Source organism: Streptomyces sp. NPDC032161 (assembly GCF_040636995.1).
In the GTDB taxonomy this organism is placed as follows: Bacteria; Actinomycetota; Actinomycetes; order Streptomycetales; family Streptomycetaceae; genus Streptomyces.
This window is the reverse complement of the sequence record NZ_JBEZVN010000022.1, coordinates 1-21,337: the sequence shown is the minus strand read 5'-3', so window position 1 is coordinate 21,337 and position 21,337 is coordinate 1. Positions and strand designations below refer to the sequence as shown.

Genomic DNA, 21,337 nt, shown 5'->3' with positions numbered 1-21,337 from the left:
TCCGGTGCGGGGCCGGTTTCCGGTACGGGCGCGGGTCCGGTTTCCGCTACGAGGTCGGGCGCGGGTACGGGTACGGGTTCGGTTTCCGGTACGGGTTCGGTTTCCGGTCCGGCCGTGACGGGGGCGCCGGGTGCGGCTCCCGGCGGCGCCTCGTCGTTCCATGCCATGTGGCGCGAGCTCCTGCCGGTCGGCCGGCACCCGGACAGCGGCGGCTACCGCCGCTACGCCTGGACCGGCGCCGACGCCGAGTGCCGTGCCTGGTTCCGGGCCCAGGCCGAGGCACGCGGGCTGACCTACGAGGTCGACCGGAACGGCAACCAGTGGGCCTGGCTCGGCGACCCCCTGGCCGGGGACGCCGTCGTCACCGGGTCGCACCTCGACTCCGTGCCGGACGGCGGTGCCTTCGACGGGCCGCTCGGCGTCATCTCCTCCTTCGCCGCGCTCGACGAACTGCGCCGCAGGGGAGTGGAGTTCACCCGGCCGCTGGCCGTCACCAACTTCGGTGACGAGGAAGGGGCCCGCTTCGGGCTCGCCTGCGTGGGCTCCCGGCTCGCCGCCGGGCAGCTGACCGTCGAGGCGGCGCACCGGCTCCGTGACGGCGACGGCATCACCCTGCCGCAGGCCATGGAGGCGGCCGGACACGACCCCGGCACCATCGGCCCCGATCCCGAACGGCTCGCCCGTATCGGCGCGTTCGTCGAGCTCCACGTCGAGCAGGGACGCGCCCTCGACCTCACCGGCGACCCGGTCGGCATCGCCTCCGCGATCTGGCCGCACGGGCGCTGGAGGTTCGACTTCCGGGGCGAGGCCAACCACGCGGGCACCACCCGGCTGGTCGACCGGCGCGACCCGATGCTCACGTACGCCGAGACCGTGCTGGTTGCCCGCCGTGAGGCGGAACTCGCCGGAGCCGTCGCCACCTTCGGCAAGGTCGCCGTCGAGCCGAACGGGGTCAACGCCATCCCCTCCCTCGTCCGGGGCTGGCTCGACTCCCGCGCCGCCGACCAGGACCGCCTGGACGCCGTGGTCGAGGGCATCGAGCGCGCCGCCCGGGAACACGCCGAGCGGGCCGGTGTCGACCTCGACGTCGTGCGTGAGTCCTTCACGCCCGTCGTGGAGTTCGAGCACGCCCTGCGCGACGAGCTCGGCAAGATCCTCGTGGAGCGCGGCGGCCAGGGGCGTGCTGCCGGGCGCGCCGTGCCCGTCCTCGGGACCGGCGCCGGACACGACGCGGGTATTTTGTCCGCTTCGGTCCCGACCGCCATGCTGTTCGTACGGAACCCTACCGGGATCTCGCACTCGCCGGCCGAGCACGCCGCCGAGGACGACTGCGTGGCCGGGGTGATCGCACTCGCCGACGTACTGGAGGGTCTCGCGTGCCGCTGACGACACGGCCGACGCAGCCGACGGGCGGATCCGTCACCGAGACGTACTGGCTGTCCCACGCCTGGCTCGGCACCCACGTCGAGCCGGACGTCGCGCTGGACGTGTCCGGCGGGGTCGTCGTGGGCGTCCGCACCGGCATCACCACCCCGCCGCCGGGCGCCACCGTCCTGTGCGGGCTCACCCTTCCCGGGCTCGCCAACACCCACTCGCACGCCTTCCACCGCGCCCTTCGCTCCACGGTCCAGGTCGGCTCCGGCACGTTCTGGACCTGGCGCGAGATCATGTACCAGGTCGCCTCCCGGCTCACCCCCGACTCGTATTTCGACCTGGCCCGCGCGGTGTACGCCGAGATGGCCCTGGCCGGGATCACCGCGGTCGGCGAATTCCACTATCTGCACCACGCGCCGGGCGGCACCCGCTACGACAACCCCAACGCGATGGGGGAGGCACTGATCGCGGCGGCGGGCGAGGCAGGCATCCGGATCACCCTGCTGGACACCGCGTACCTCGCCGCCGGGTTCGGCGACGGGCCCGAGCGGTACCGGCAGCCCGACCCGCACCAGCTGCGGTTCTCCGACACCACCGCGGACGCCTGGGCCGAACGCGCCTCCCTCCTCAAGGACGGCGACCACGCCCTGATCGGCGCGGCCGTCCACTCCGTGCGCGCCGTCCCCGCCGCGCAGCTCGCCACCGTGGCCGCCTGGGCCGAGGAACGACGGGCACCGCTCCATGTCCACCTCTCCGAACAGCCCGCGGAGAACGAGGCGTGTCTCGCGGCCCACGGCCGCACCCCCGCCCGGCTCCTCGCCGACCACGGAGTGCTCGGCCCCCGGACCACTGGCATCCACAACACCCACCTCACCGCCGAGGACATCACCCTCCTCGGCTCCTCGGCGACCGGCACCTGCATGTGCCCCACCACGGAACGCGACCTCGCCGACGGAATCGGCCCGGCCGTCGCCCTTCAGCGGGCCGGTTCGCCGCTCTCCCTCGGCAGCGACAGCCACGCCGTGATCGACCTCTTCGAGGAGGCCCGGGCGATGGAACTCGACGAGCGCCTGCGCACCCGGACCCGCGGCCACTGGACCGCCGCGGCCCTGTTGCGCGCGGCGACCGCCGACGGACACGCCGCACTCGGCCGGCCCGAGGCGGGCGTCCTCGAACCCGGCGCCCCCGCCGATCTGACGACGGTCGCCCTGGACTCCGTCAGAACGGCGGGACCGGCACCGCGGCTGGCCGCCGAAGCGGTCGTATTCGCCGCCTCCGCAGCCGATGTGCGACACACGGTCGTGGCGGGCCGGCACATCGTCCGCGACGGGCATCACACGCTGGTCGAGGACGTCCCCGGGGCACTCGCCTCGGCGATCTCCGCACTGCACCGCTGAGCCCGGCGACCCCGGGGAAGGCGGCTCCCGGAGCGCTCGCCACGGGCCCCGGGCCGTTGCCCCCGGAACCGTCGGCGGCCCCGCGAGCGGCCGGTTTCCCCGGACCGCCGCCGGCGGGGACGGCGGCGGCTCCCCCCGGACCGCCGCCGCTCCCGGGACCGCGGCGCGGGCCGCCCCGTACGCCCGTCGACCGGGTGTCCCGCTCGGTCCCCCGCCCGCCCGGCACACCCCCCGACGAGCCGACCCGCACACCCATACAGAAGGAGAACAGTCGCCCGATGACGACGACCGCCATCACCAACATCGCCGGCCTGGTCACCAACGACCCCTCCCTCGGTACGGATTCCCCCCTGGGCCTGATCCAGGACGCGGCCGTCGTCATCGACGGCGACCGGGTCGTCTGGACCGGTGGATCAAGCGAAGCACCCGCCACTGACAACGCGGTCGACGCGGGCGGCCGGGCCATGATCCCCGGCTTCGTCGACTCCCACTCCCACCTCGTGTTCGCGGGCGACCGCACCGAGGAATTCAACGCCCGGATGTCCGGCCGCCCCTACAGCGCGGGCGGCATCAGGACCACGGTCGCCGCCACCCGCGCCGCCACCGACGACGAGCTCTCCGCCAACGTCGCCCGCTACCTCGCCGAGGCGCTGCGCCAGGGCACCACCACCTTCGAGACCAAGTCCGGCTACGGCCTCACCGTCGAGGACGAGGCCCGCGCCCTGCGCATCGCCGCCCGGCACACCGAGGAGGTCACCTTCCTCGGCGCCCACGTCGTCCCGGCGGACTACGCCGACGACCCCGCCGGTTACGTCGACCTGGTCACCGGGGCGATGCTCGACGCGTGCGCCCCGTACGCCCGCTGGGTCGACGTCTTCTGCGAGCGGGGCGCCTTCGACGGCGACCAGGCCCGCGCGATCCTCACCGCGGGCCGGGCCAGGGGGCTGCACCCCCGCGTCCACGCCAACCAGCTCGGGCACGGCCCCGGCGTCCAGCTCGCCGTCGAACTCGACGCCGCGTCCGCCGACCACTGCACCCACCTCACCGACGCGGACGTCGACGCCCTCGCCCACGGGAACACCGTCGCCACCCTGCTCCCCGGCGCCGAGTTCTCCACCCGCGCCGCCTGGCCGGACGCCCGCAGGCTCCTCGACGCGGGGGCCACCGTCGCGCTCTCCACCGACTGCAACCCCGGCTCGTCGTTCACCTCGTCGCTGCCGTTCTGCATCGCCCTCGCCGTGCGCGACATGGGCATGACCCCGGACGAGGCGGTCTGGTCCGCCACTGCGGGCGGCGCCGCCGCGCTGCGCCGTACGGACATCGGCCGCATCGCCCTAGGTGCCCGCGCCGACCTGGTCCTCCTCGACGCCCCCAGCCATGTCCACCTCGCCTACCGGCCGGGCGTCCCGCTGACCCACGCGGTCTGGCGCCGCGGCGAACGCGTCGTCTGAGCGGGTCCCTCCGCGTGACCGGGGCCGGACATGCGGAAGGACCCGCCCGTGGCCGGGCAGGTCCTTCCGCAAGAGGGCCGCGGTGCGCCGTGCGGGCGCGCGCGGAACGGGCCCGCTCACTCCTCCAGTGTCAGGCCCTTCCGGAGCCTGGACAGCGTGCGGGAGAGCAGGCGCGAGACATGCATCTGGGAGATGCCCAGCTCCTCACCGATCTCCGACTGCGTCATGTTGGCGACGAACCGGAGCGAGAGGATCCTGCGGTCGCGGCGGGGCAGCGAGGCGATCATCGGTTTCAGGGACTCGACGTACTCGATGCCTTCGAGCCCGTGGTCCTCGTAGCCGATGCGGTCCGCCAGCGCGCCCTCGTGCTCGTCCTCCTCGGGCTTGGCGTCCAGTGAGCTCGCGGTGTACGCGTTGCTCGCGGCCATGCCCTCGACGACCTCGTCGTGGCTGATGCCGAGGCGGTCGGCGAGTTCGCCCACAGTCGGTGAGCGGTCCAGCTGCTGGGCGAGCTCGTCGCCCGCCTTGGCCAGGTCGAGCCGCAGCTCCTGAAGGCGGCGCGGGACGCGCACGGACCAACTGGTGTCGCGGAAGAAGCGCTTGATCTCGCCGACGATGGTCGGCATCGCGAACGTCGGGAACTCCACGCCCCGGCTGAGCTCGAAGCGGTCGATCGCCTTGATCAGGCCGATGGTGCCGACCTGGATGATGTCCTCCATCGGTTCGCTGCGGGAGCGGAACCGGGAGGCGGCGAACTTGACCAGGGCCAGGTTCAGTTCGACGAGGGTGTTGCGGACGTACGAGTACTCGTGGGTGCCCTCTTCGAGGGATTCGAGCCGCTCGAAGAGCGTCTTCGACAGGGCCCTGGCGTCCAGCGGCTCCACCTCGTCGAACGGCGGGATCTCGGGAAGTCCTTCGAGGCCGTCGGTGACGCGGTGGGGAGCGGCGGACCGGTGGTCGACGCGGTCGGTCCCGCTGCCGTCGACGGCGTCCGCGGTGCTGCCGGTGCTGCCGTCGCGCGTGCCGTTCGTGGCGATCGCGGCAGGGGAGTCTGAGTGGGTCGGTCCCACAGAAGGTGCTGACGTCGCGTCGGGGGTACGCGGTTCGTCGAGCCGGGGTGACATGTGTCTCCTCCATCGTTCTCGGCATATGGCTGCCGATGCCCATACGTGTTCCTGCGGTGAAGCGGCGCCTCCGAAGCCGTTCGTGTTTGCGGGTGTCCCTCTACCCTTACCCGGTTCGGATGGAGAGTTACAAGCGCCAAATGATGCTATATGTCCGAATTGTTGAGGTCTTCGGCTACCACGTGGCGTACGGAACGCGTACTGTTTCAAGGACGTCGACGACGACTACGACGAATCTGCGCACGCGGAGATGCGAGCAGTGACCGCAGGCAGCGACGAACGGCGAAGAGGGACGGGCATGGACCGCGGGACGGTCGGCAGTGCGAACCGGGGTCGGCTTCAGGTCGAGACCCGCACCGAGGGAGACAGCGAAATCGTGACGCCGGTGGGTGAGCTGGATCACCACACGGCCGATCTGCTGCGGGAACCCCTGGAGAGCGCGGTCGAGCAGGGGCGTGCGCGCCTGGTGATCGACTGCTCGCGACTCGAATTCTGTGATTCCACCGGGCTCAACGTGCTGCTCGGTGCCCGGCTCAAGGCGGAGGCGGCCGGGGGAGGGGTCCATCTGGCCGGCATGCGGCCCGTGGTGGCGCGGGTCTTCGAGATCACCGGGGCCGAGGCGGTCTTCACCGTCCACGACTCCCTGGATGCGGCCCTGGGCAAGTGACCGCGGGGCGGGGCCGTCGGCGGAGTGTGTTCCCTGGCACGTCCTTCCGCCGGGTGTCGTTCCGTGATGTGTCGCTCCGCGGCGTCCTGTTCCGCGGTGCCGTGTTCCACGGCGTGCCGTTCCGCGGTGTACCTGTCCACGGAGCGCGTGGTGTGATACGTGCCGCGGGGGCCTCGGGGGGATTCATGTGTTGCCAGTGTCACGCGGTCCGCGTGGACGAAATGGGTGTTGTCGCGATTCGGCCGGGCAGAAGACCCCTGGCGAAGCGGTACATGGCCTCGCGCACGGCATACGTGTAGGTGCTGCGGCCGTAGGTGCTGTATTTCTACGTGCTGTATCTCTCTGTATCCGTACGTGCTGCGACCGCTCGTGCTCGGTACTTGTAACTGTTCGATGGCGACATGGTGAATCGGTGAGGTGAAGCGCTGATGAGCACCACCCGGCAGCATCCGCCGGGCGACCTCGGCCGCGAGCCGGAGGGCGCCGGCGTGGACGCGGACGCGGGCGCCGGAGTGGCTTCCTCCGATCCGGCCGGACGGCAGTGGCGCACGTTGTCGCTGCGGGGGGTGGCCGGCGTCGTGCCGACGGCTCGCGACTTCGCCCGCCAGGCCCTCCACGAATGGGGCTGGCTGCCCGCGTCGAGCGCGGACGGACGGGCCGCCGCCGAGGACGTCCTGCTGGTCGTCTCCGAACTCGTCACCAATGCCTGCCTGCACGCGGAGGGCCCGGAGGAGATCCGTATCGCCTGCGCGGCGAAGGTGCTGCGGGTGGAGGTCGTCGACGCGGGCGCCGGACAGCCCGCGCCGCGCACTCCGCACCGGGCCGGACGGCCGGGCGGGCACGGCATGTTCATCGTTCAGCGGCTCTGTCTGGACTGGGGCGTGCTGCGGGTGCCGGGGCGGCCCGGCAAGACCGTCTGGGCGGAACTGGCCGCCCCCGCCTGAAGCCGTGACGGGCCGGAAGCCGCCGGGGCGTCAGGTCTCGGCGAGGGTACGGGCCCCGCATCCGCACTACGAGAGCGCGCCGGATCGGCGCGCTCTTTGTCTTCCCTCCGCAAGGCCCCCGGCGTACCTTGAGCGCCAATCTGATGTGTCGTCAGTAACTTGCGTCGAGTCGGAGACGACGCGCGGCGACTTCCGGCAGGAGGGGAAGACAAGGTGTCCTACCAGAAGCGAACAGCTCTCGCGCTGGCGTCCGCGCTGGCGGGCACGGTGGTGCTGATGGCCGCACCCGCCGCCCACGCCACGGTCGTCGACGTCGACTACCGGTGCAAGACCCCGATCGGTGACAAGGGGGCCGTGTCTCCCATCGACATCAAGGGCGTCAGGAGCGGCGGCGGTTACCGGCTCACGATGTCCTTCCAGAAGGGCGTTTCGTCCAGTCCCGTCGAACTCGGCAAGGGCGCGATGAACCCCGGCGCGGTGGTCAAGGTGAGCGGTGCCGACCAGGGAGAGGTCCAGATGTCCGGACCGCCGAACGCCGCGGCCATCCCCGCCAACTCCCCCATCAAGATCGGCGACTTGTCGGGCACCTACACCCCGAAGAAGACCGGCAAGGTCGACTTCACCGCCGGTGTGCTCACCATCAAGGCGCTCGGTACGACCACGACCTGCACACCTTCCAACAGCCCGGGGCCCTCGCTCCGGCTCGATGTGACGGCTGCGGGAAACGCGGGGAACACCCCTGACACCGGTGGCCAGTTGCCGAAGACCGGGCCGCTCGACTCGGCGACGGCGCTCGGCATGCTCGGCGGCACCGTGCTGCTGACCGGTGCGGCCGGGGTGCTCTGGCTGACCCGGCGCGGGCAGGGAGCCGTCGGCCGCTAGTGCCGCTCCCGGAAACGTTTGCCCCGTCGAACTGCCGCCTGCCGGGCGGCGTCCGGCAGGCACGCTCGCGGTGCCGTCGGAGTCGTCCCCCGTACGTCCGGTACGAGGACGATCCTCCGCCTTGCGACGCACCACGTCCGACGCCGCACGCTGATCCGCCACGGATGACGGGACAGCCCTTCGCGCACCAGGGAGCCGCCATGCCGTCGTCGACCGGCCACGCCGCCCGACTCGCCCTCGCCGTAGTGCTGTTCACCCTCGCCACGGTCCCGGCGGCCGGTGCGGAACCGCGCACACCGGCCGCGCCGCCGACCACGCCGGCGGGCGCCGCCTGGACGGCGCGGCCCGTGGCGGGCGGGTACGGGGCGGGCGGCACCGGGAAGAGCGCGGGCAGGTCGTACTTCTACCTGGAGGGGCCGCCCGGAGCCGTCCTCCAGGACCGGCTCTCCGTCACCAACCCCGGTACGGCCCCGGTCACCGTACGGCTGCGCGGCGTCGACACCTACCGCGCCGAGGGCGGCGGCCGTGCGGTACGCGACGGGGGCGAGCCCACCGCCGGAAGCGGGCCCGGGACGGGCGCGCACGTCGGCGTGGGCGCCTGGCTGCGGACCGCCGCCGCGAAGGTGGTCGTGCCCGCCCGCACCCGCGCCGAGGTGCCGTTCTCCGTCACGGTGCCGACGGGCTCGGCGCCCGGTGAACGCTCCGGTGCGATCGTCGTGGAGAACGGGGGCCGTTCGGTGGGCGTACCGGTGCGACTGCGCGTCGGCGGGCCGACGCTGGCGGCGCTCACCGTCGAGGACGTCACCGTGTCCGGGAAAGCCGTCCACTACACGCTGGTCAACCGCGGCAACGCCCTTCTGGTCCCGCGGATCACCGTGAGCGCCGACGGGGTGTTCGGGCCGCTGCTGCGGCGCGGCACCCGCACGCTGCCGGTGGAGCTGCCGCCCGGACGGAGCGTCACGCTCACCGAACCGTGGCGGGACGCCCCGGCCCTCGACTCGGTGACGGTACGGCTGCGCGTCACGGCGGCCGGCGGCGCGCACGACGAGGCCTCGGCGCGTGCCCGCTTCGTGTCCTGGGCACCGCTGACGGGCGGGGCGCTGCCGCTCCTGGCCGCCGCGGCCGCGGCGGCGTACGCGTACCGGCGGCGACGCGGGCACCGGCGTCCGTGGGGCGGGCGGCAGCGCGGAGGCGCACCGGCCCCGGCTCCGTACGAGGACGGTTCGCCCGGACGGCCTCCGGGCGGCCGACGGGCTTGTGACACACGCCGATTGACGAAGACGGGAACGGGAGGGGAATCGTGACCGGACGGGCCGGACCGGCGACACCTGGGGATCACCGGAGGGGCGGGCACCGGTGGGGTGCCGTGGCGCTCCTCGCGCTGCTTCCCGTCCTGCTGGTGCTCCCCACGGCTTCCGCGGCGACCGGGGCGGGCGGCAGCGCGGAGGCGAAACCCGCGGTCACCCTCTCCGAGCGGCAGGCGGGCAAGGGCGGGGACATCACCGTCAAGGGCAGCGGATGGCGTCCCGGCGCACTGCTGATGATGCTGATCTGCGGCCGGTCCGCACCGGAACGCGGCGTGATCGGCGGCACCAACTCCTGTGCCAACGCCGAGGGCCGTGCCGTCACCACCGGGAGCGACGGCGGCTTCACCAAGAAGTTGCCGGTGGCCGAACCGCCCGTGCCCTGTCCGTGCGTGGTGCACGTCGCCACCGTGACCGGTGAACAGGCCGCCGCCGACGCCGCGTTCGTCGTGGCCGGGCACCCGGTCGCCGCGCTGCCGAAGGAGACCGGCGGCAGGCTCGCGGTGCTGGCCGCCACCCGGCTGGAGGGCGACAGCGGAATCCTCACGTGGTTCGGCGCACCGCCCGCCCGGCGCCTGGTCTTCACCGTGGGCAACCTCGGCACCGCCCCGGTCGAGGACCCGGTCTTCCGGATCGGTACCGCGCACGGCGTGTTCGCCCCCCAGTGGGAGGAACGGGAGTGGCGCGGCACCGTCGGGCCCGGCCGCAAGGCGCGGATCGAGCTGCCGGTCGAACTGGCGGCGGGTGCCCACGGCGACTACCAGATCTCGCTGGAGTACGGCGGCAAGGTGCTGGCGGAGCAGCCGTGGGGGGTCGGCCGCCCCTGGGGTGTCGCCCTCTTCTGGGTCCTGCTCTGCGTCGTGGTGCCGGCCGCCGTGTTCCGGATCGGCATGGCGGTCGTCGACAAGGTACGGCCCCGCCCCTCGCGCGCCCCGGCCCGCTCCCGGCACCGCCCGGCGCGTACGACCGGCCCGGCCAAGCGCGCACGGGCGCCGCGCCGCGCGCCGGGTCCCGGGCCGAACTCCGCGGACGCGCCCGCATCCGGGCCCGGGCCCGCGTCGGAGCACGCATCCGCCTCCGGGCCCTCGCCCACCACCACGGCGGCGCTGCCGTGGTTCGCACCGGATTCCGCACCGTCAGAGAACACATCGACGACGAAGGGACATTCGTGAGGACGCAACGGAGAACGGTCGCGGCGGGAGTCGCGATGATGCTCGGCGGCGCGGGCATGCTGATGGCCGCGAGTCCGGCCCGGGCCGCCGACATCTCGTACCGGACGGAGTGCATACCCCCGCCCATCTCCGGCCTGCCGCCCGTGCAGGGCACCACCGTGGTGCGACTGACGGCGCCCGCGGAGGCCAAGGTCGGGGACACCGTCGAGGTGGTGTGGAAGACGGTCCAGGCCGCCTCCAAGAACCCCGACATACTCGACCTGGACAAGGACACGGTCAAACCGACCGGCACCGTCAAGGTGGGCGGCGCGGCCACCGGCACCCTGAACATGGAGGGGCCGCGTCAGAACCCGCCGATCCCGAAGAACAGCGCCATGATCCTGCCCGACATGAAGGGCACGCTGAAGCTGGAGAAGGCCGGTGAGATCACGCTCACCCCGGACGCGTACGACATCAACGTCTCCAAGCCGCTCTCCACGGACACCAAGTGCACCCCCGAGGAGACGGTGCGGCAGGGCGCGACCATCAAGGTCACGGACGGCGGCTCGGGCACCACGGCGGGCGGCACGACGAGCGGTTCCACGAGCGGGACCACCAGTGGCACGACGAGCGGTACGACGAGTGGTTCCACCTCCGGCTCCACCACGGCGGGCGGCACGACCTCGTCCGGGACGTCCTCCGGCACCTCCGCCGGGACGTCCACCGCGGGCGGCTCCACCTCGGGCTCCGGGGGCGGCGGCGGACAGACGGACTTCCCCGGCAAGGAGGTCGCCGTCCAGTTCGCCTGTACGTCCCCCGGTCCCGCCGCCATCTCCTCCAAGGTGACGATCGACGCCCGGAAGAACGGCGGCGGCTACGCGCTGACGGTCAGGACCGCCAAGGGCGTGATGGACAGTCCGGCCGCGCTGCCCGCCGGTGCGCTCAAGCCCTCGATGGACGTCGTCGTCGCGGGCGCGGACAAGGGTTCGGTGAAGGTCACGGGACCCGCCAACGCCGAACCGCTGGAGCAGGGGAAGCCGGTCGACCTGCCGAACATGACCGGTACGTACAAGCCGGGCGCCACCGGGAAGTCCACGCTCGCCCCCGGCACCCTGACCATCGACGTCACCCTGGGAGCCTCGAAGATCAGCATCCCGTGCGAGGTCAAGGGGACGGCGACCCCGTCGCTGGAACTCGACACCGCGGCTCAGGAGGGCGGGGTCTCCGGCTCGGCCACCTCGGGCTCCTCGGGGTCCGGGAGCTCCGCCGGCACCACGTCCGGCGCCGCGGGTTCCGGCGGCGGGCTGGCGGCCACCGGGGCCGAGGACCAGGGCACGCTGCGGGCGCTCGGTCTGGTCGCGGGGACGGCGATCCTGCTGGGCGGCGCCGTGTTCACCTTCACCCCGTGGCGCAGGCTGCGCGGCACCAGGTGAGCCGCCCCGCACGGTACGGGGTGTGACCGCGCGCCGGACATGACCCGGCCCGTCGGCCGCGACCTTCCGGCGGGCGGACACGACCGTGTCGTACGTCGTGCGCGCACCGCGGCGGCGTACGACACGAGGGCCGTCGCACCGGCATCAGCGGTGCGACGGCCCTCGTCGTGGAGCCGTGCGGTCGTCGGACGGTGCTCACACCCTCCGACGACCCGCGGTCGCGGTGTCAGCGCACGTCGCCCATGAGCTGCGAGACCTTCTTGCGGTACATCCAGATGGAGATTCCCGCGACGAGCGCGAGGGTCGCCTCCAGACCCACCATGCCGGTCTTGTTCAGGTTGACGCCCGCCAGGGACAGCAGGCTGGTGGTGCAGTCGCCCGCGGTGACGGCGAGGAACCAGACACCCATCATCTGGCTGCCGTACTTCGCCGGGGCCATCTTCGTGGTGACCGACAGGCCGACCGGGGAGAGGCAGAGCTCGCCGACGGTCTGCAGGAAGTAGATCGACACCAGCCACATCGGGCTGACCTTGTCGCCGTCCGACGTCATGGTCAGCGGCAGCATGAAGACGAGGAAGGAGACACCGACCAGGAAGAGACCCGAGCCGAACTTGACGACCGTGCTCGGCTCCTTGCCCCGCCGGTTCAGCGCCAGCCATATCCAGGCGACGACCGGGGCCAGCGCCATGATGATGACGGGGTTGATCGTCTGGTACCAGGACGTCGGGAAGTGCAGCCCCAGCACGCTGTTGGTCGTGGACGACTCACCGAAGAGCGAGAGGGTGGAACCGCCCTGGTCGTAGATCATCCAGAACACGGCCGCGGCGACGAAGAACCAGATGTACCCGGACATCTTCGACTGCTCGGCCTTCGTCAGCTCCCGGTCGCGCTTGATCCGCACCAGCACGGCGACCGGGATGATCAGACCGGCGACGGTGATCGGGACGAGCGCCCAGTTCAGCGTGTACACATCGGTGGCGACCAGCACGCCGTAGAAGACGACGGCGGCGACCAGCCACAGCAGGCCCTTGCGCAGCGTCGAGGCCCGCTCCGCGGCCGACAGCGGCTCCGGCACGACGCTGCTGCGGGGGCTCAGGTGGCGCGTACCGATGAGGAACTGGATCAGGCCCAGCCCCATGCCGGCCGCGGCGAGGGCGAACCCGAGGTGCCAGTTCACCTTCTCGCCGATCGTGCCGATGACCAGCGGCGCGGCGAAGGCACCGAGGTTGATGCCCATGTAGAAGACGGTGAAGCCGCCGTCGCGGCGCGGGTCGTCGGGGCCGTCGTAGAGGTGGCCGACCATCGTCGAGATGTTGGCCTTCAGCAGACCGGAGCCGAGCGCCACCAGCGCCAGACCGGCGAAGAACGAACCGGAACCCGGCAGGGCCAGGGTGAGATGTCCCACCATGATGATCGAGGCCGCGACGGTCACCGTCCTGCGCGGGCCCCAGACCCGGTCGCCGAACCAGCCGCCGGGCATGGCCAGCAGATACACCATCGCCATGTAGATGGAGTAGATCGCAGTGGCCGTGGTCACGCTCATGTCCAGGCCGGAGCCGGAGACCAGATACAGCGGAAGCAGGGCCCGCATGCCGTAGAAGCTGAAGCGCTCCCACATCTCGGTCATGAAGAGAGTGGCCAGGCCGCGGGGGTGGCCGAAGAAGGTCTTCTCGGATCCAGAAGTACTGGCCGGGTCCTTCGTCAGGCTGGACGCCATGGTCGATCCTTGCGTGCTCGGGACGCGACGCCTCGTGAGCGTGACGCGCCCGGTGGGGGGAGGCCGGCACCGACCCGGCCGAGAGTCCCACCCCACGCCTGACAGGGATTCGTCCGGGCGCCGGACTCACCGAGGAGCCGACTGACGGGGACGGGGACCGACCGCATCGGGATCCACGCCCGGTGCGCATGTGTCGCTCCGGGCCCGGCCACAGGTCATTCACTGAAGTCACGACTGGCGGGGTACCAGCCGGCAGAACAAAAGAGACCCTCGGCGCTAAAAGCTGCCCAAGGGTCCTTGAGTCGTGCAACAGGCGTCGAGCCACCATACGCCACGACAGAGTCCGAAATGAATGGACTTGAGAGATGGATCACAGGCCAGGACGGGATTACGCTCTCACATTCGAAGGTTCGCGCTCGCTTTCCGGACCGGCCCGCAGGGCTTCTCGATCACCTGACGACACCCGTCCCGCGCGGACTACCATCACTGCATGACCCGTGTACTGCTCGCCGAGGACGACGCATCCATCTCGGAGCCACTGGCCCGCGCTCTGCGTCGGGAGGGTTACGAGGTCGAGGTCCGTGAGGACGGTCCGACCGCATTCGATGCCGGTCTCCAGGGCGGGATCGACCTGGTCGTGCTCGACCTGGGCCTGCCCGGGATGGACGGCCTCGAAGTCGCCCGCAGACTCCGTGCCGAGGGCCACACCGTGCCGATCCTGGTGCTGACCGCCCGCGCCGACGAGGTGGACACCGTCGTCGGACTGGACGCCGGCGCCGACGACTACGTGACCAAGCCCTTCCGCCTGGCCGAACTGCTCGCCCGCGTCCGGGCCCTGCTGCGCCGCGGCGCGGCCGAGCCCGCGCCGCAGCCCGCCACCCACGGCGTCCGGATCGACGTCGAGTCGCACCGGGCGTGGATGGGCGACGAGGAACTCCAGCTCACGGCCAAGGAGTTCGACCTGTTGCGGGTCCTGGTCCGGGACGCCGGCCGGGTCGTCACCCGCGACCAGCTGATGCGCGAGGTCTGGGACACCACCTGGTGGTCGTCGACCAAGACCCTCGACATGCACATTTCCTGGCTCCGCAAGAAGCTCGGCGACGACGCGGCCAACCCCCGCTACATCGCGACCGTACGGGGCGTCGGCTTCCGCTTCGAGAAGAGCTGACGCGGGGCGGGGCTGACGCGGGACGAGCCGACCCGCGACCAGCCGACCCACGACGAGCCGAACCACAGAGGCCCCCATGCGCCGAAGACTGATCAACTCCACACTCGCCGTGGTGCTCGTGGTGATCGCCGTCTTCGGCGTCTCCCTCGTCATCGTCGAGAGCCGCACCATCAGCAACAGCGCCCAGGAGAGCGTCGACTCCGAGGCGCTGCGGCTGATCAGCGTCGTCGAGAGCCGGATACTGGGGGCCGAGCGGATCAACCCCGAGCTGCTGGGCCAGCAGCTCTCCGGCAACCGCTACGCACTGGTCGACATCCCCGGCCGTGCCCCGATCGAGGTGGGCACCCGCCCGGCGGGCAGCGTGATCAGCGGCAAGGCCGAGGGGGCGCACGGCGAGCGCGTCGTCGTCGAGGAGTCCAGCTCCGCCGTCACCCGTGAGGTCGGCCGCACCCTGGTGATCATCGGGGCGGTGGCGCTGCTGGCCATCGTGTCGGCCGTGCTCCTCGCCGTACGCCAGGCCAACAGGCTGGCCTCGCCGCTGACCGACCTCGCGGAGACCGCCGAGCGCCTGGGCTCCGGCGACCCGCGCCCGCGCCACAAGCGGTACGGGGTGCCGGAGCTGGACCGGGTCGCCGACGTCCTGGACGCCTCGGCCGAGCGGATCGCCCGGATGCTGACGGCGGAACGCCGGCTGGCGGCGGACGCCTCGCACCAGCTCCGCACGCCGCTGACCGCGCTCTCCATGCGGATCGAGGAGATCTCGGTCACCGACGACCCGGAGACGGTGAAGGAGGAGGCGAACATCGCCCTCGCCCAGGTCGAGCGGCTCACCGACGTGGTGGAACGGCTGCTGACCAACGCCCGCGACCCGCGTACCGGCTCCGCCGTCGTCTTCGACCTCGACGAGGTCGTCAAGCAGCAGATCGAGGAGTGGCGCCCGGCCTACCGGGGCGAGGGCCGGGCCATCGTCCGGTCCGGGAAGCAGGGGCTGCGGGCCGTCGGCACCCCCGGCGCGGTTGCCCAGGTGCTGGCCGCGCTGATCGAGAACTCGCTGATGCACGGCGGCGGCACGGTCGCGCTGCGCACCCGGGTCACCGGCAACCAGGTGGTCATCGAGGTCACGGACGAGGGTCCGGGCGTACCGCCGGACCTGGGTGCCCGGATCTTCGAGCGGACGATCAGCGGCCGCAACTCCACCGGGATCGGCCTCGCCGTGGCACGGGACCTCGCGGAGGCGGACGGCGGTCGGCTCGAACTGCTCCAGCAGCAGCCGCCGGTCTTCGCGCTGTTCCTCAGCCGGGTGGCCCTGAAGCGGCAGCAGCCGGAACGCCCGGTGCGCTGAACCGTACGGCGGGGCTGGACCGCACAAAGGGGGCCGAGTCGTACGCGGAGGTCGGTGGCGTATGAAGAGGCCGGTGGGTACCGGCTCCGAGACGTCAGCGACCTGCCGGCTCCGTGACGTCAGCGGCGTGCTGATTCCGCCTCGACGCGCGACGCCCGCTCGCTGCGTCGTTCCTGCTTCAGGAAGCCCTCCAGGGTCTCCGCCCCCGCTGGCGCGGGCTCGGTGGGCGCGGCAAGCTCGGTGGGCTCCGGCGCGGGAAGCGCCTTGAAGACCCACGTCCGGTAGGACCAGAAGCGGAACAGCGTCGCGATGCCGATGCCGAGGATCTTGAAGACATTGCTCTGGAGCGGGGTGTCCCAGCCGAAGCTGTACGTCGCCACGTACAGCACGCCGTTCTCGATGACCGCGCCCACGCCGCTGAACAGCAGGAACAGCGTCAGTTCCCGGGTCCGGCCGGTCTTGTCGCGGTCGCGGTACGTCCAGTACCGGAAGCCCACGTAGTTGAAGAGGATGGCGATGAACGTGGCCAGCAGTCCGGCCCGCACCACCTGGAGGTCCGTGGTGCGCCAGAGCAGGTTCGACACCACGATGTTGACCACCAGGCCGAGCGCGCCGACCGTGCCGAACTTGGCGACTTCCCGGGCCAGTTGATCCAGCCGGGTTCGCAGTGCGCCCCGTTCGCTCATGGTGATCGCTCAGCCTGTCTGTCGGTTACGTCAACCCGGTCATGCTAGCGACCCCTTTCGCGGGGCGCCCGGGGATGTCCGGACAGAAGTGGTCGGACGGGCACGGGACGGGTGGCGACGGGCAGGGAGAGGAACGATGACGGGCGGGCGGACGGACGGTGCCGAGCACGGGACGGGTGTGGGGACGAACACACCGGACGGGCGGAAACGAGTTCGACGGGGAGCGGCGCACCCCGGTCGGCAGGGCGCGCGGAGGCCGTCGTCGGGCGACCGCCGGGGCGCCGGATACCCTGGACGGGTGACGTTCCCGGTAGTCGGCATGGTCGGCGGCGGTCAGCTCGCCCGTATGACCCACGAGGCGGGCATCCCCCTCGGCATCAAGTTCAAGCTCCTCAGCGACACCCCCCAGGACTCGGCGGCCCAGGTGGTGAACGAAGTCGTCGTCGGCGACTATCGCGACCTGGATACGCTGCGTGCCTTCGCGCGCGGCTGTGACGTGATCACCTTCGATCACGAGCACGTACCGACCGAACACCTGCGGGCCCTGGAGGCGGACGGCATACCCGTGCGTCCGGGCCCCGACGCGCTGGTGCACGCCCAGGACAAGGGGGTGATGCGCGCGAAGCTCGACGCGATCGGCGCGCCCTGCCCCCGCCACCGCATCGTGACGGACCCGGCGGACGCCGCGGCGTTCGCGGCCGAGCTCGAAAGGGGCGGGCACGAAGCGCGCCCCGGCGAGGACGGCGATGGGCGACGGGCGGGCGGCTTCCCCATCGTCCTCAAGACCGTGCGCGGCGGCTACGACGGCAAGGGCGTCTGGGTGGTCCGCTCCGAGGCCGACGCGGCCGAGCCCTTCCGGGCCGGGGTCCCGGTCCTCGCCGAGGAGAAGGTCGACTTCGTACGGGAACTGGCGGCCAACATCGTCCGCTCGCCGCACGGCCAGGCCGTCGCCTACCCGGTCGTCGAGTCGATCCAGGTCGACGGCGTCTGCGACACGGTCATCGCCCCGGCGCCCGAGCTGGATGAGCGGCTGGCCGGCGAGGCCCAGCAGCTCGCGCTCCGGATCGCCGCCGAACTCGGCGTCGTCGGTCATCTGGCCGTCGAACTCTTCGAGACGCGTGACGGCCGCATCCTCGTCAACGAGCTCGCGATGCGCCCGCACAACTCCGGCCACTGGACCCAGGACGGCGCGATCACCTCGCAGTTCGCCAACCACGTGCGGGCCGTCCTCGACCTGCCGCTCGGCGACCCGCGCCCCCGCGCCCCCTGGACGGTCATGTGCAACGTCCTCGGCGGCGACTACCCGGACATGTACCAGGGCTACCTGCACTGCATGGCCCGTGACCCGCAGCTCAAGATCCACATGTACGGCAAGGACGTGAAGCCCGGCCGCAAGGTCGGACACGTCAACACCTACGGCGACGACCTGGCGGACGTGCGCGAGCGCGCCCGGCACGCGGCCGACTACCTGCGAGGAACGATCACCGAATGACCCCTCCCGCCACCGCCGCGCCGGTCGTCGGCATCGTCATGGGCTCGGACTCCGACTGGCCCGTCATGGAGGCCGCGGCCAAGGCCCTCGACGAGTTCGAGATCCCCTACGAGGTCGACGTCGTCTCCGCCCACCGCATGCCGCGCGAGATGGTCGCGTACGGCGAGGAGGCGGCCGACCGGGGCCTCAAGGCGATCATCGCGGGCGCGGGCGGCGCCGCCCACCTGCCCGGAATGCTCGCCTCCGTCACCCCGCTGCCGGTGATCGGCGTGCCGGTCCCGCTGAAGTACCTGGACGGCATGGACAGCCTGCTCTCCATCGTCCAGATGCCCGCCGGTGTGCCCGTCGCGACCGTCTCCGTCGGCGGCGCGCGCAACGCGGGCCTGCTCGCCGCGCGCATCCTCGCCGCCCACGACGCCGACCTGCTGGCCCGCATGCGCGAGTTCCAGCAGGAGCTGAACGACCAGGCGACGGAGAAGGGCAAGCGGCTGCGCGCCAAGGTCGAGGGCTCCGACTCCTTCGGCTTCGGGAAGTAGCCCGCCGCGGAGCGGTGGCAGGGCGTGGAGAAGACGCGGAGCACAGAGGAACAGCAGAGCGCGGAGGAGCGGCGGCTCGTGGAGCGGCGGCTCGGGGAGGAGCTGATGGTGGAGGAGCTGATCGTGGCGGAGCGTCGGTCCGACGAACGGCAGCTGGAGCGGGCGAGGGAACTCCTCGCCGAGCACCCCGTCGTCGACGGACACAACGACCTGCCGTGGGCGCTGCGCGAGCAGGTCCGTTACGACCTGGATGCCCGGGACATCGCCACCGACCAGTCCGCCCACCTGCACACCGACATCCCCCGGCTGCGCGCCGGGGGCGTCGGCGCCCAGTTCTGGTCGGTCTACGTACGGTCCGACATGACGGGCGACGAGGCCGTCAGCGCCACCCTCGAACAGATCGACGTCGTCGCCGAGCTGCTGGCCCGCCACCCCGCCGACCTGCGGCGCGCCCTGACCGCCGACGACATGGAGGCGGCCCGGACCGAGGGCCGCATCGCCTCCCTGATGGGTGCGGAGGGCGGCCACTCCATCAACAACTCGCTCGGCACCCTGCGGGGGCTGCACGCGCTCGGCGTCCGGTACATGACGCTCACCCACAACGACAACATCGCGTGGGCGGACTCGGCGACCGACGAACCGGGCGTCGGCGGTCTCTCGCCGTTCGGCCACGAGGTCGTACGGGAGATGAACCGCACCGGCATGCTCGTCGATCTCTCGCACGTGGCGGCCACGACCATGCGCGACGCGCTCGACACCTCCGTGGCGCCGGTGATGTTCTCGCACTCCTCCTCGCGCGCGATCTGCGACCACCCGCGCAACATCCCCGACGACGTGCTCGAACGGCTCCCGGCCAACGGCGGCATCGCCATGGCCACCTTCGTGCCGAAGTTCGTCCTGCCGGAGGCCGTCGCCTGGACCGAGGCCGCGGACGCGAACCTGCGCGCCCACGGTCTGCACCACCTCGACACCAGTGCGCGGGCCATGGAGCTCCACGCCGCGTTCGAGGCGGCCAACCCGCGCCCGGTGGCCACCGCGGCGACCATCGCCGACCATCTCGACCACATGCGCGAGGTCGCCGGGATCGACCACATCGGCATCGGCGGCGACTACGACGGCACGGCCTTCCTCCCGGACGGCCTCCAGGACGTCTCCGGCTACCCGAACCTGATCGCGGAACTGCTCGGCCGCGGCTGGTCCACCGCCGACCTCGCCAAGCTCACCTGGCGGAACGCGGTGCGGGTCCTGCGCGACGCCGAGGCCGTGGCGCGTGACCTGAGCGCCCGCCGGGGCCCGTCGCACGCGACCATCGAGCAGCTGGACACACCGGCCCAGGCCGGCTGAGCGGCCGGAACCGGCGAGTGCGGGGCGTCCCTGGGGGCGCCCCGCACTTCGTCGTTCAGGCTCCGGGCCGTCGTTCGGGCCCAGGGCCTTCGCCCGTGCACCTCGCGCGGGCGGTGCGCCGTGCGGACGGTCAGCCCCTGCACAGACAGAACGGGTGCCCCACGGGATCCGCGTAAACGCGGAAGCTCCGATTCCGGTCCTCCGCGTCCAGTGCGGTCGCACCCAGGGCGAGCACCTCACGCTCCGCCGCGTCCAGATCCGGCACGGTCAGGTCCAGGTGGAACTGCTGCGCACCGTCCTCGCCCGGCCACTGCGGCGGCACGTGACCGGGTGCCGCCTGGAACGCGAGCAGCGTGCCCCCGGTCCCGGTCAGCTCCACCCAGCCGGCGCCGTCGTCCTCGACCGTTCCGCCGAGCAGCCCGGCGTAGAAGCCCGCGAGTGCGGCGGGGTCGGGGCAGTCCAGAACGACGGCACCCAGAGTGGCGACAGCCATGACACTTCCTCCTCGTAAGCGGTTCGGCACCGCTGAAAGCGGCTGGTCACCATCGGTCGTTACCGCTAAGGCGGCTCAACCGGTAACCGTTACTGCATGCTGCCTCAACGGAGGTAACGTCGCAACCATGAAAGCGAAGGATTCCGCACCATGAGCGCGAAGAACGCCGCGCCCGGCGGACTCGCGCTGATCGAGGCCCTGGTCAACACGCTGGACATCGAGACCGGTGCGGACACGCTCGACACGGCGGAAGGGCGCGCCGCCTTCGGCCTCGTGGAAGCGGACGTCCCGGACGCCCGCGCCCTGCGCGAGGCGCTTCGCGCCGCCTGTCTCGCCCATGCGGGCCATCGCCCGGCCGAGGACGCGGAAGTCCCCGAACTCGACCACCTCCTCGCCGCCGCGCCCCTGCGCGTGACGGTGGACGCGGCGGGCACGGCGGCGCTGCGGCCCGTAGAGGAACCGGCCGGGCTGACCGCCCGGGTCGCGCGGGCCATCGCGGAGGCGGCGGCCGACGGCGCCTGGGCCCGGCTCAAGGTGTGCGAGGCCGATGACTGCCGGTGGGCGTACTACGACCGCAGCCCGGCGGGGCGGCGGCGCTGGTGCTCCATGTCGGTGTGCGGCGCCCGCGCCAAGATGCGTGCCTACCGCGCCAGACAGGGCTGAGCCCGGCCCGCTCCGGCGGCCCGGACACCGCCGTCGGACGGCGGCCGGGCGTCATGCGGCACGGGGCCGGGCGGGGGGGGTGCCCCTATCTGTTTCGTCAACCCTGTCAGGTCGGTTCCCTGGGGTGGCGCTGGTTTTCGGGAACGTCCCGCGAAGCGGGACGTTCCCG

The 21,337-nt window shown here is 72.2% G+C and carries 19 protein-coding genes; 15 read left to right on the top strand and 4 right to left on the bottom strand.

The annotated features are described in order from the left end of the window. The first annotated feature begins 165 nt into the window (after positions 1-165). From AB0E67_RS26760 to hutI, 3 genes are all read left to right on the top strand, one after another. Positions 166-1,386 (top strand): allantoate amidohydrolase, encoded by a 1,221-nt coding sequence (locus AB0E67_RS26760; RefSeq protein ID WP_362031338.1) that lies wholly within the window; start codon positions 166-168, stop codon positions 1,384-1,386. Then, a complete protein-coding gene (locus AB0E67_RS26755; RefSeq protein ID WP_362031251.1) occupies positions 1,377-2,771 on the top strand; it encodes a formimidoylglutamate deiminase in 1,395 nt (464 codons plus the stop codon). Before AB0E67_RS26760 ends, AB0E67_RS26755 begins: the two co-directional genes overlap by 10 nt. 278 nt (positions 2,772-3,049) lie before the next feature. Beyond that, entirely contained in the window at positions 3,050-4,222 is a 1,173-nt protein-coding gene (hutI, locus tag AB0E67_RS26750; RefSeq protein ID WP_362031249.1) for an imidazolonepropionase, read from the top strand. A gap of 116 nt (positions 4,223-4,338) precedes the next feature. On the opposite strand, the gene AB0E67_RS26745 is transcribed toward hutI, so the two are convergent. Beyond that, positions 4,339-5,346 carry an RNA polymerase sigma factor SigF gene (locus AB0E67_RS26745; RefSeq protein WP_362031247.1) on the bottom strand — a complete coding sequence of 336 codons (1,008 nt, stop codon included), beginning with the start codon at positions 5,344-5,346 and terminating at the stop codon, positions 4,339-4,341. A gap of 298 nt (positions 5,347-5,644) precedes the next feature. On the opposite strand from AB0E67_RS26745, the gene AB0E67_RS26740 reads away from it, so the two are divergent. The 6 genes from AB0E67_RS26740 (at position 5,645) to AB0E67_RS26715 (ending at position 11,727) form a co-directional block, all read left to right on the top strand. Continuing rightward, positions 5,645-6,013 carry an STAS domain-containing protein gene (locus AB0E67_RS26740; RefSeq protein ID WP_362031245.1) on the top strand — a complete coding sequence of 123 codons (369 nt, stop codon included), beginning with the start codon at positions 5,645-5,647 and terminating at the stop codon, positions 6,011-6,013. 428 nt (positions 6,014-6,441) lie between these two features. Continuing rightward, on the top strand, positions 6,442-6,957 hold the full coding sequence (locus tag AB0E67_RS26735; RefSeq protein WP_362031243.1) for an ATP-binding protein: 516 nt from the start codon (positions 6,442-6,444) through the stop codon (positions 6,955-6,957). 213 nt (positions 6,958-7,170) lie between these two features. Beyond that, on the top strand, positions 7,171-7,839 hold the full coding sequence (locus AB0E67_RS26730) for a peptidase (protein ID WP_362031241.1): 669 nt from the start codon (positions 7,171-7,173) through the stop codon (positions 7,837-7,839). A gap of 200 nt (positions 7,840-8,039) precedes the next feature. After that, entirely contained in the window at positions 8,040-9,143 is a 1,104-nt protein-coding gene (locus AB0E67_RS26725; RefSeq protein WP_362031239.1) for a hypothetical protein, read from the top strand. Between the two features lie 62 nt (positions 9,144-9,205). After that, complete coding sequence (locus AB0E67_RS26720; protein ID WP_362031238.1) at positions 9,206-10,315, top strand: hypothetical protein; 1,110 nt, start codon at positions 9,206-9,208, stop codon at positions 10,313-10,315. Positions 10,316-10,350: 35 nt separating this feature from the next. Continuing rightward, positions 10,351-11,727, top strand: a complete 1,377-nt coding sequence (locus AB0E67_RS26715) for a hypothetical protein (RefSeq protein ID WP_362031336.1) — start codon at positions 10,351-10,353, stop codon at positions 11,725-11,727. Positions 11,728-11,953: 226 nt separating this feature from the next. On the opposite strand, the gene AB0E67_RS26710 is transcribed toward AB0E67_RS26715, so the two are convergent. Then, the gene (locus AB0E67_RS26710; RefSeq protein ID WP_362031236.1) at positions 11,954-13,444 is read right to left on the bottom strand and encodes an oligopeptide:H+ symporter; all 1,491 of its coding nucleotides are present in this window, start codon (positions 13,442-13,444) and stop codon (positions 11,954-11,956) included. Between the two features lie 490 nt (positions 13,445-13,934). On the opposite strand from AB0E67_RS26710, the gene AB0E67_RS26705 reads away from it, so the two are divergent. Beyond that, positions 13,935-14,612, top strand: a complete 678-nt coding sequence (locus tag AB0E67_RS26705; protein WP_073791328.1) for a response regulator transcription factor — start codon at positions 13,935-13,937, stop codon at positions 14,610-14,612. Positions 14,613-14,688: 76 nt separating this feature from the next. After that, positions 14,689-15,954, top strand: a complete 1,266-nt coding sequence (locus AB0E67_RS26700) for an ATP-binding protein (protein ID WP_362031234.1) — start codon at positions 14,689-14,691, stop codon at positions 15,952-15,954. A gap of 119 nt (positions 15,955-16,073) precedes the next feature. Here AB0E67_RS26700 and AB0E67_RS26695 read toward each other — a convergent pair whose 3' ends face one another. Beyond that, positions 16,074-16,640 carry a GtrA family protein gene (locus AB0E67_RS26695; RefSeq protein ID WP_362031232.1) on the bottom strand — a complete coding sequence of 189 codons (567 nt, stop codon included), beginning with the start codon at positions 16,638-16,640 and terminating at the stop codon, positions 16,074-16,076. A gap of 298 nt (positions 16,641-16,938) precedes the next feature. Here AB0E67_RS26695 and AB0E67_RS26690 point away from each other — a divergent pair, with 298 nt between their 5' ends. The 3 genes from AB0E67_RS26690 (at position 16,939) to AB0E67_RS26680 (ending at position 20,012) form a co-directional block, all read left to right on the top strand. Continuing rightward, on the top strand, positions 16,939-18,132 hold the full coding sequence (locus AB0E67_RS26690) for a 5-(carboxyamino)imidazole ribonucleotide synthase (protein WP_362031230.1): 1,194 nt from the start codon (positions 16,939-16,941) through the stop codon (positions 18,130-18,132). Beyond that, positions 18,129-18,668 carry a 5-(carboxyamino)imidazole ribonucleotide mutase gene (gene purE / locus AB0E67_RS26685; protein ID WP_351525051.1) on the top strand — a complete coding sequence of 180 codons (540 nt, stop codon included), beginning with the start codon at positions 18,129-18,131 and terminating at the stop codon, positions 18,666-18,668. The genes AB0E67_RS26690 and purE overlap by 4 nt, the downstream gene beginning before the upstream one ends. A 105-nt stretch (positions 18,669-18,773) precedes the next feature. Next, on the top strand, positions 18,774-20,012 hold the full coding sequence (locus tag AB0E67_RS26680; protein ID WP_362031334.1) for a dipeptidase: 1,239 nt from the start codon (positions 18,774-18,776) through the stop codon (positions 20,010-20,012). Between the two features lie 130 nt (positions 20,013-20,142). Here AB0E67_RS26680 and AB0E67_RS26675 read toward each other — a convergent pair whose 3' ends face one another. Beyond that, positions 20,143-20,505 carry a VOC family protein gene (locus AB0E67_RS26675; RefSeq protein ID WP_362031228.1) on the bottom strand — a complete coding sequence of 121 codons (363 nt, stop codon included), beginning with the start codon at positions 20,503-20,505 and terminating at the stop codon, positions 20,143-20,145. Between the two features lie 150 nt (positions 20,506-20,655). Between AB0E67_RS26675 and AB0E67_RS26670 the strand changes: the two genes are divergently transcribed. Beyond that, positions 20,656-21,168: a CGNR zinc finger domain-containing protein gene (locus tag AB0E67_RS26670; RefSeq protein ID WP_362031226.1), complete on the top strand. Its 513-nt coding sequence runs from the start codon at positions 20,656-20,658 to the stop codon at positions 21,166-21,168. The last annotated feature ends 169 nt before the right edge of the window (positions 21,169-21,337 follow it).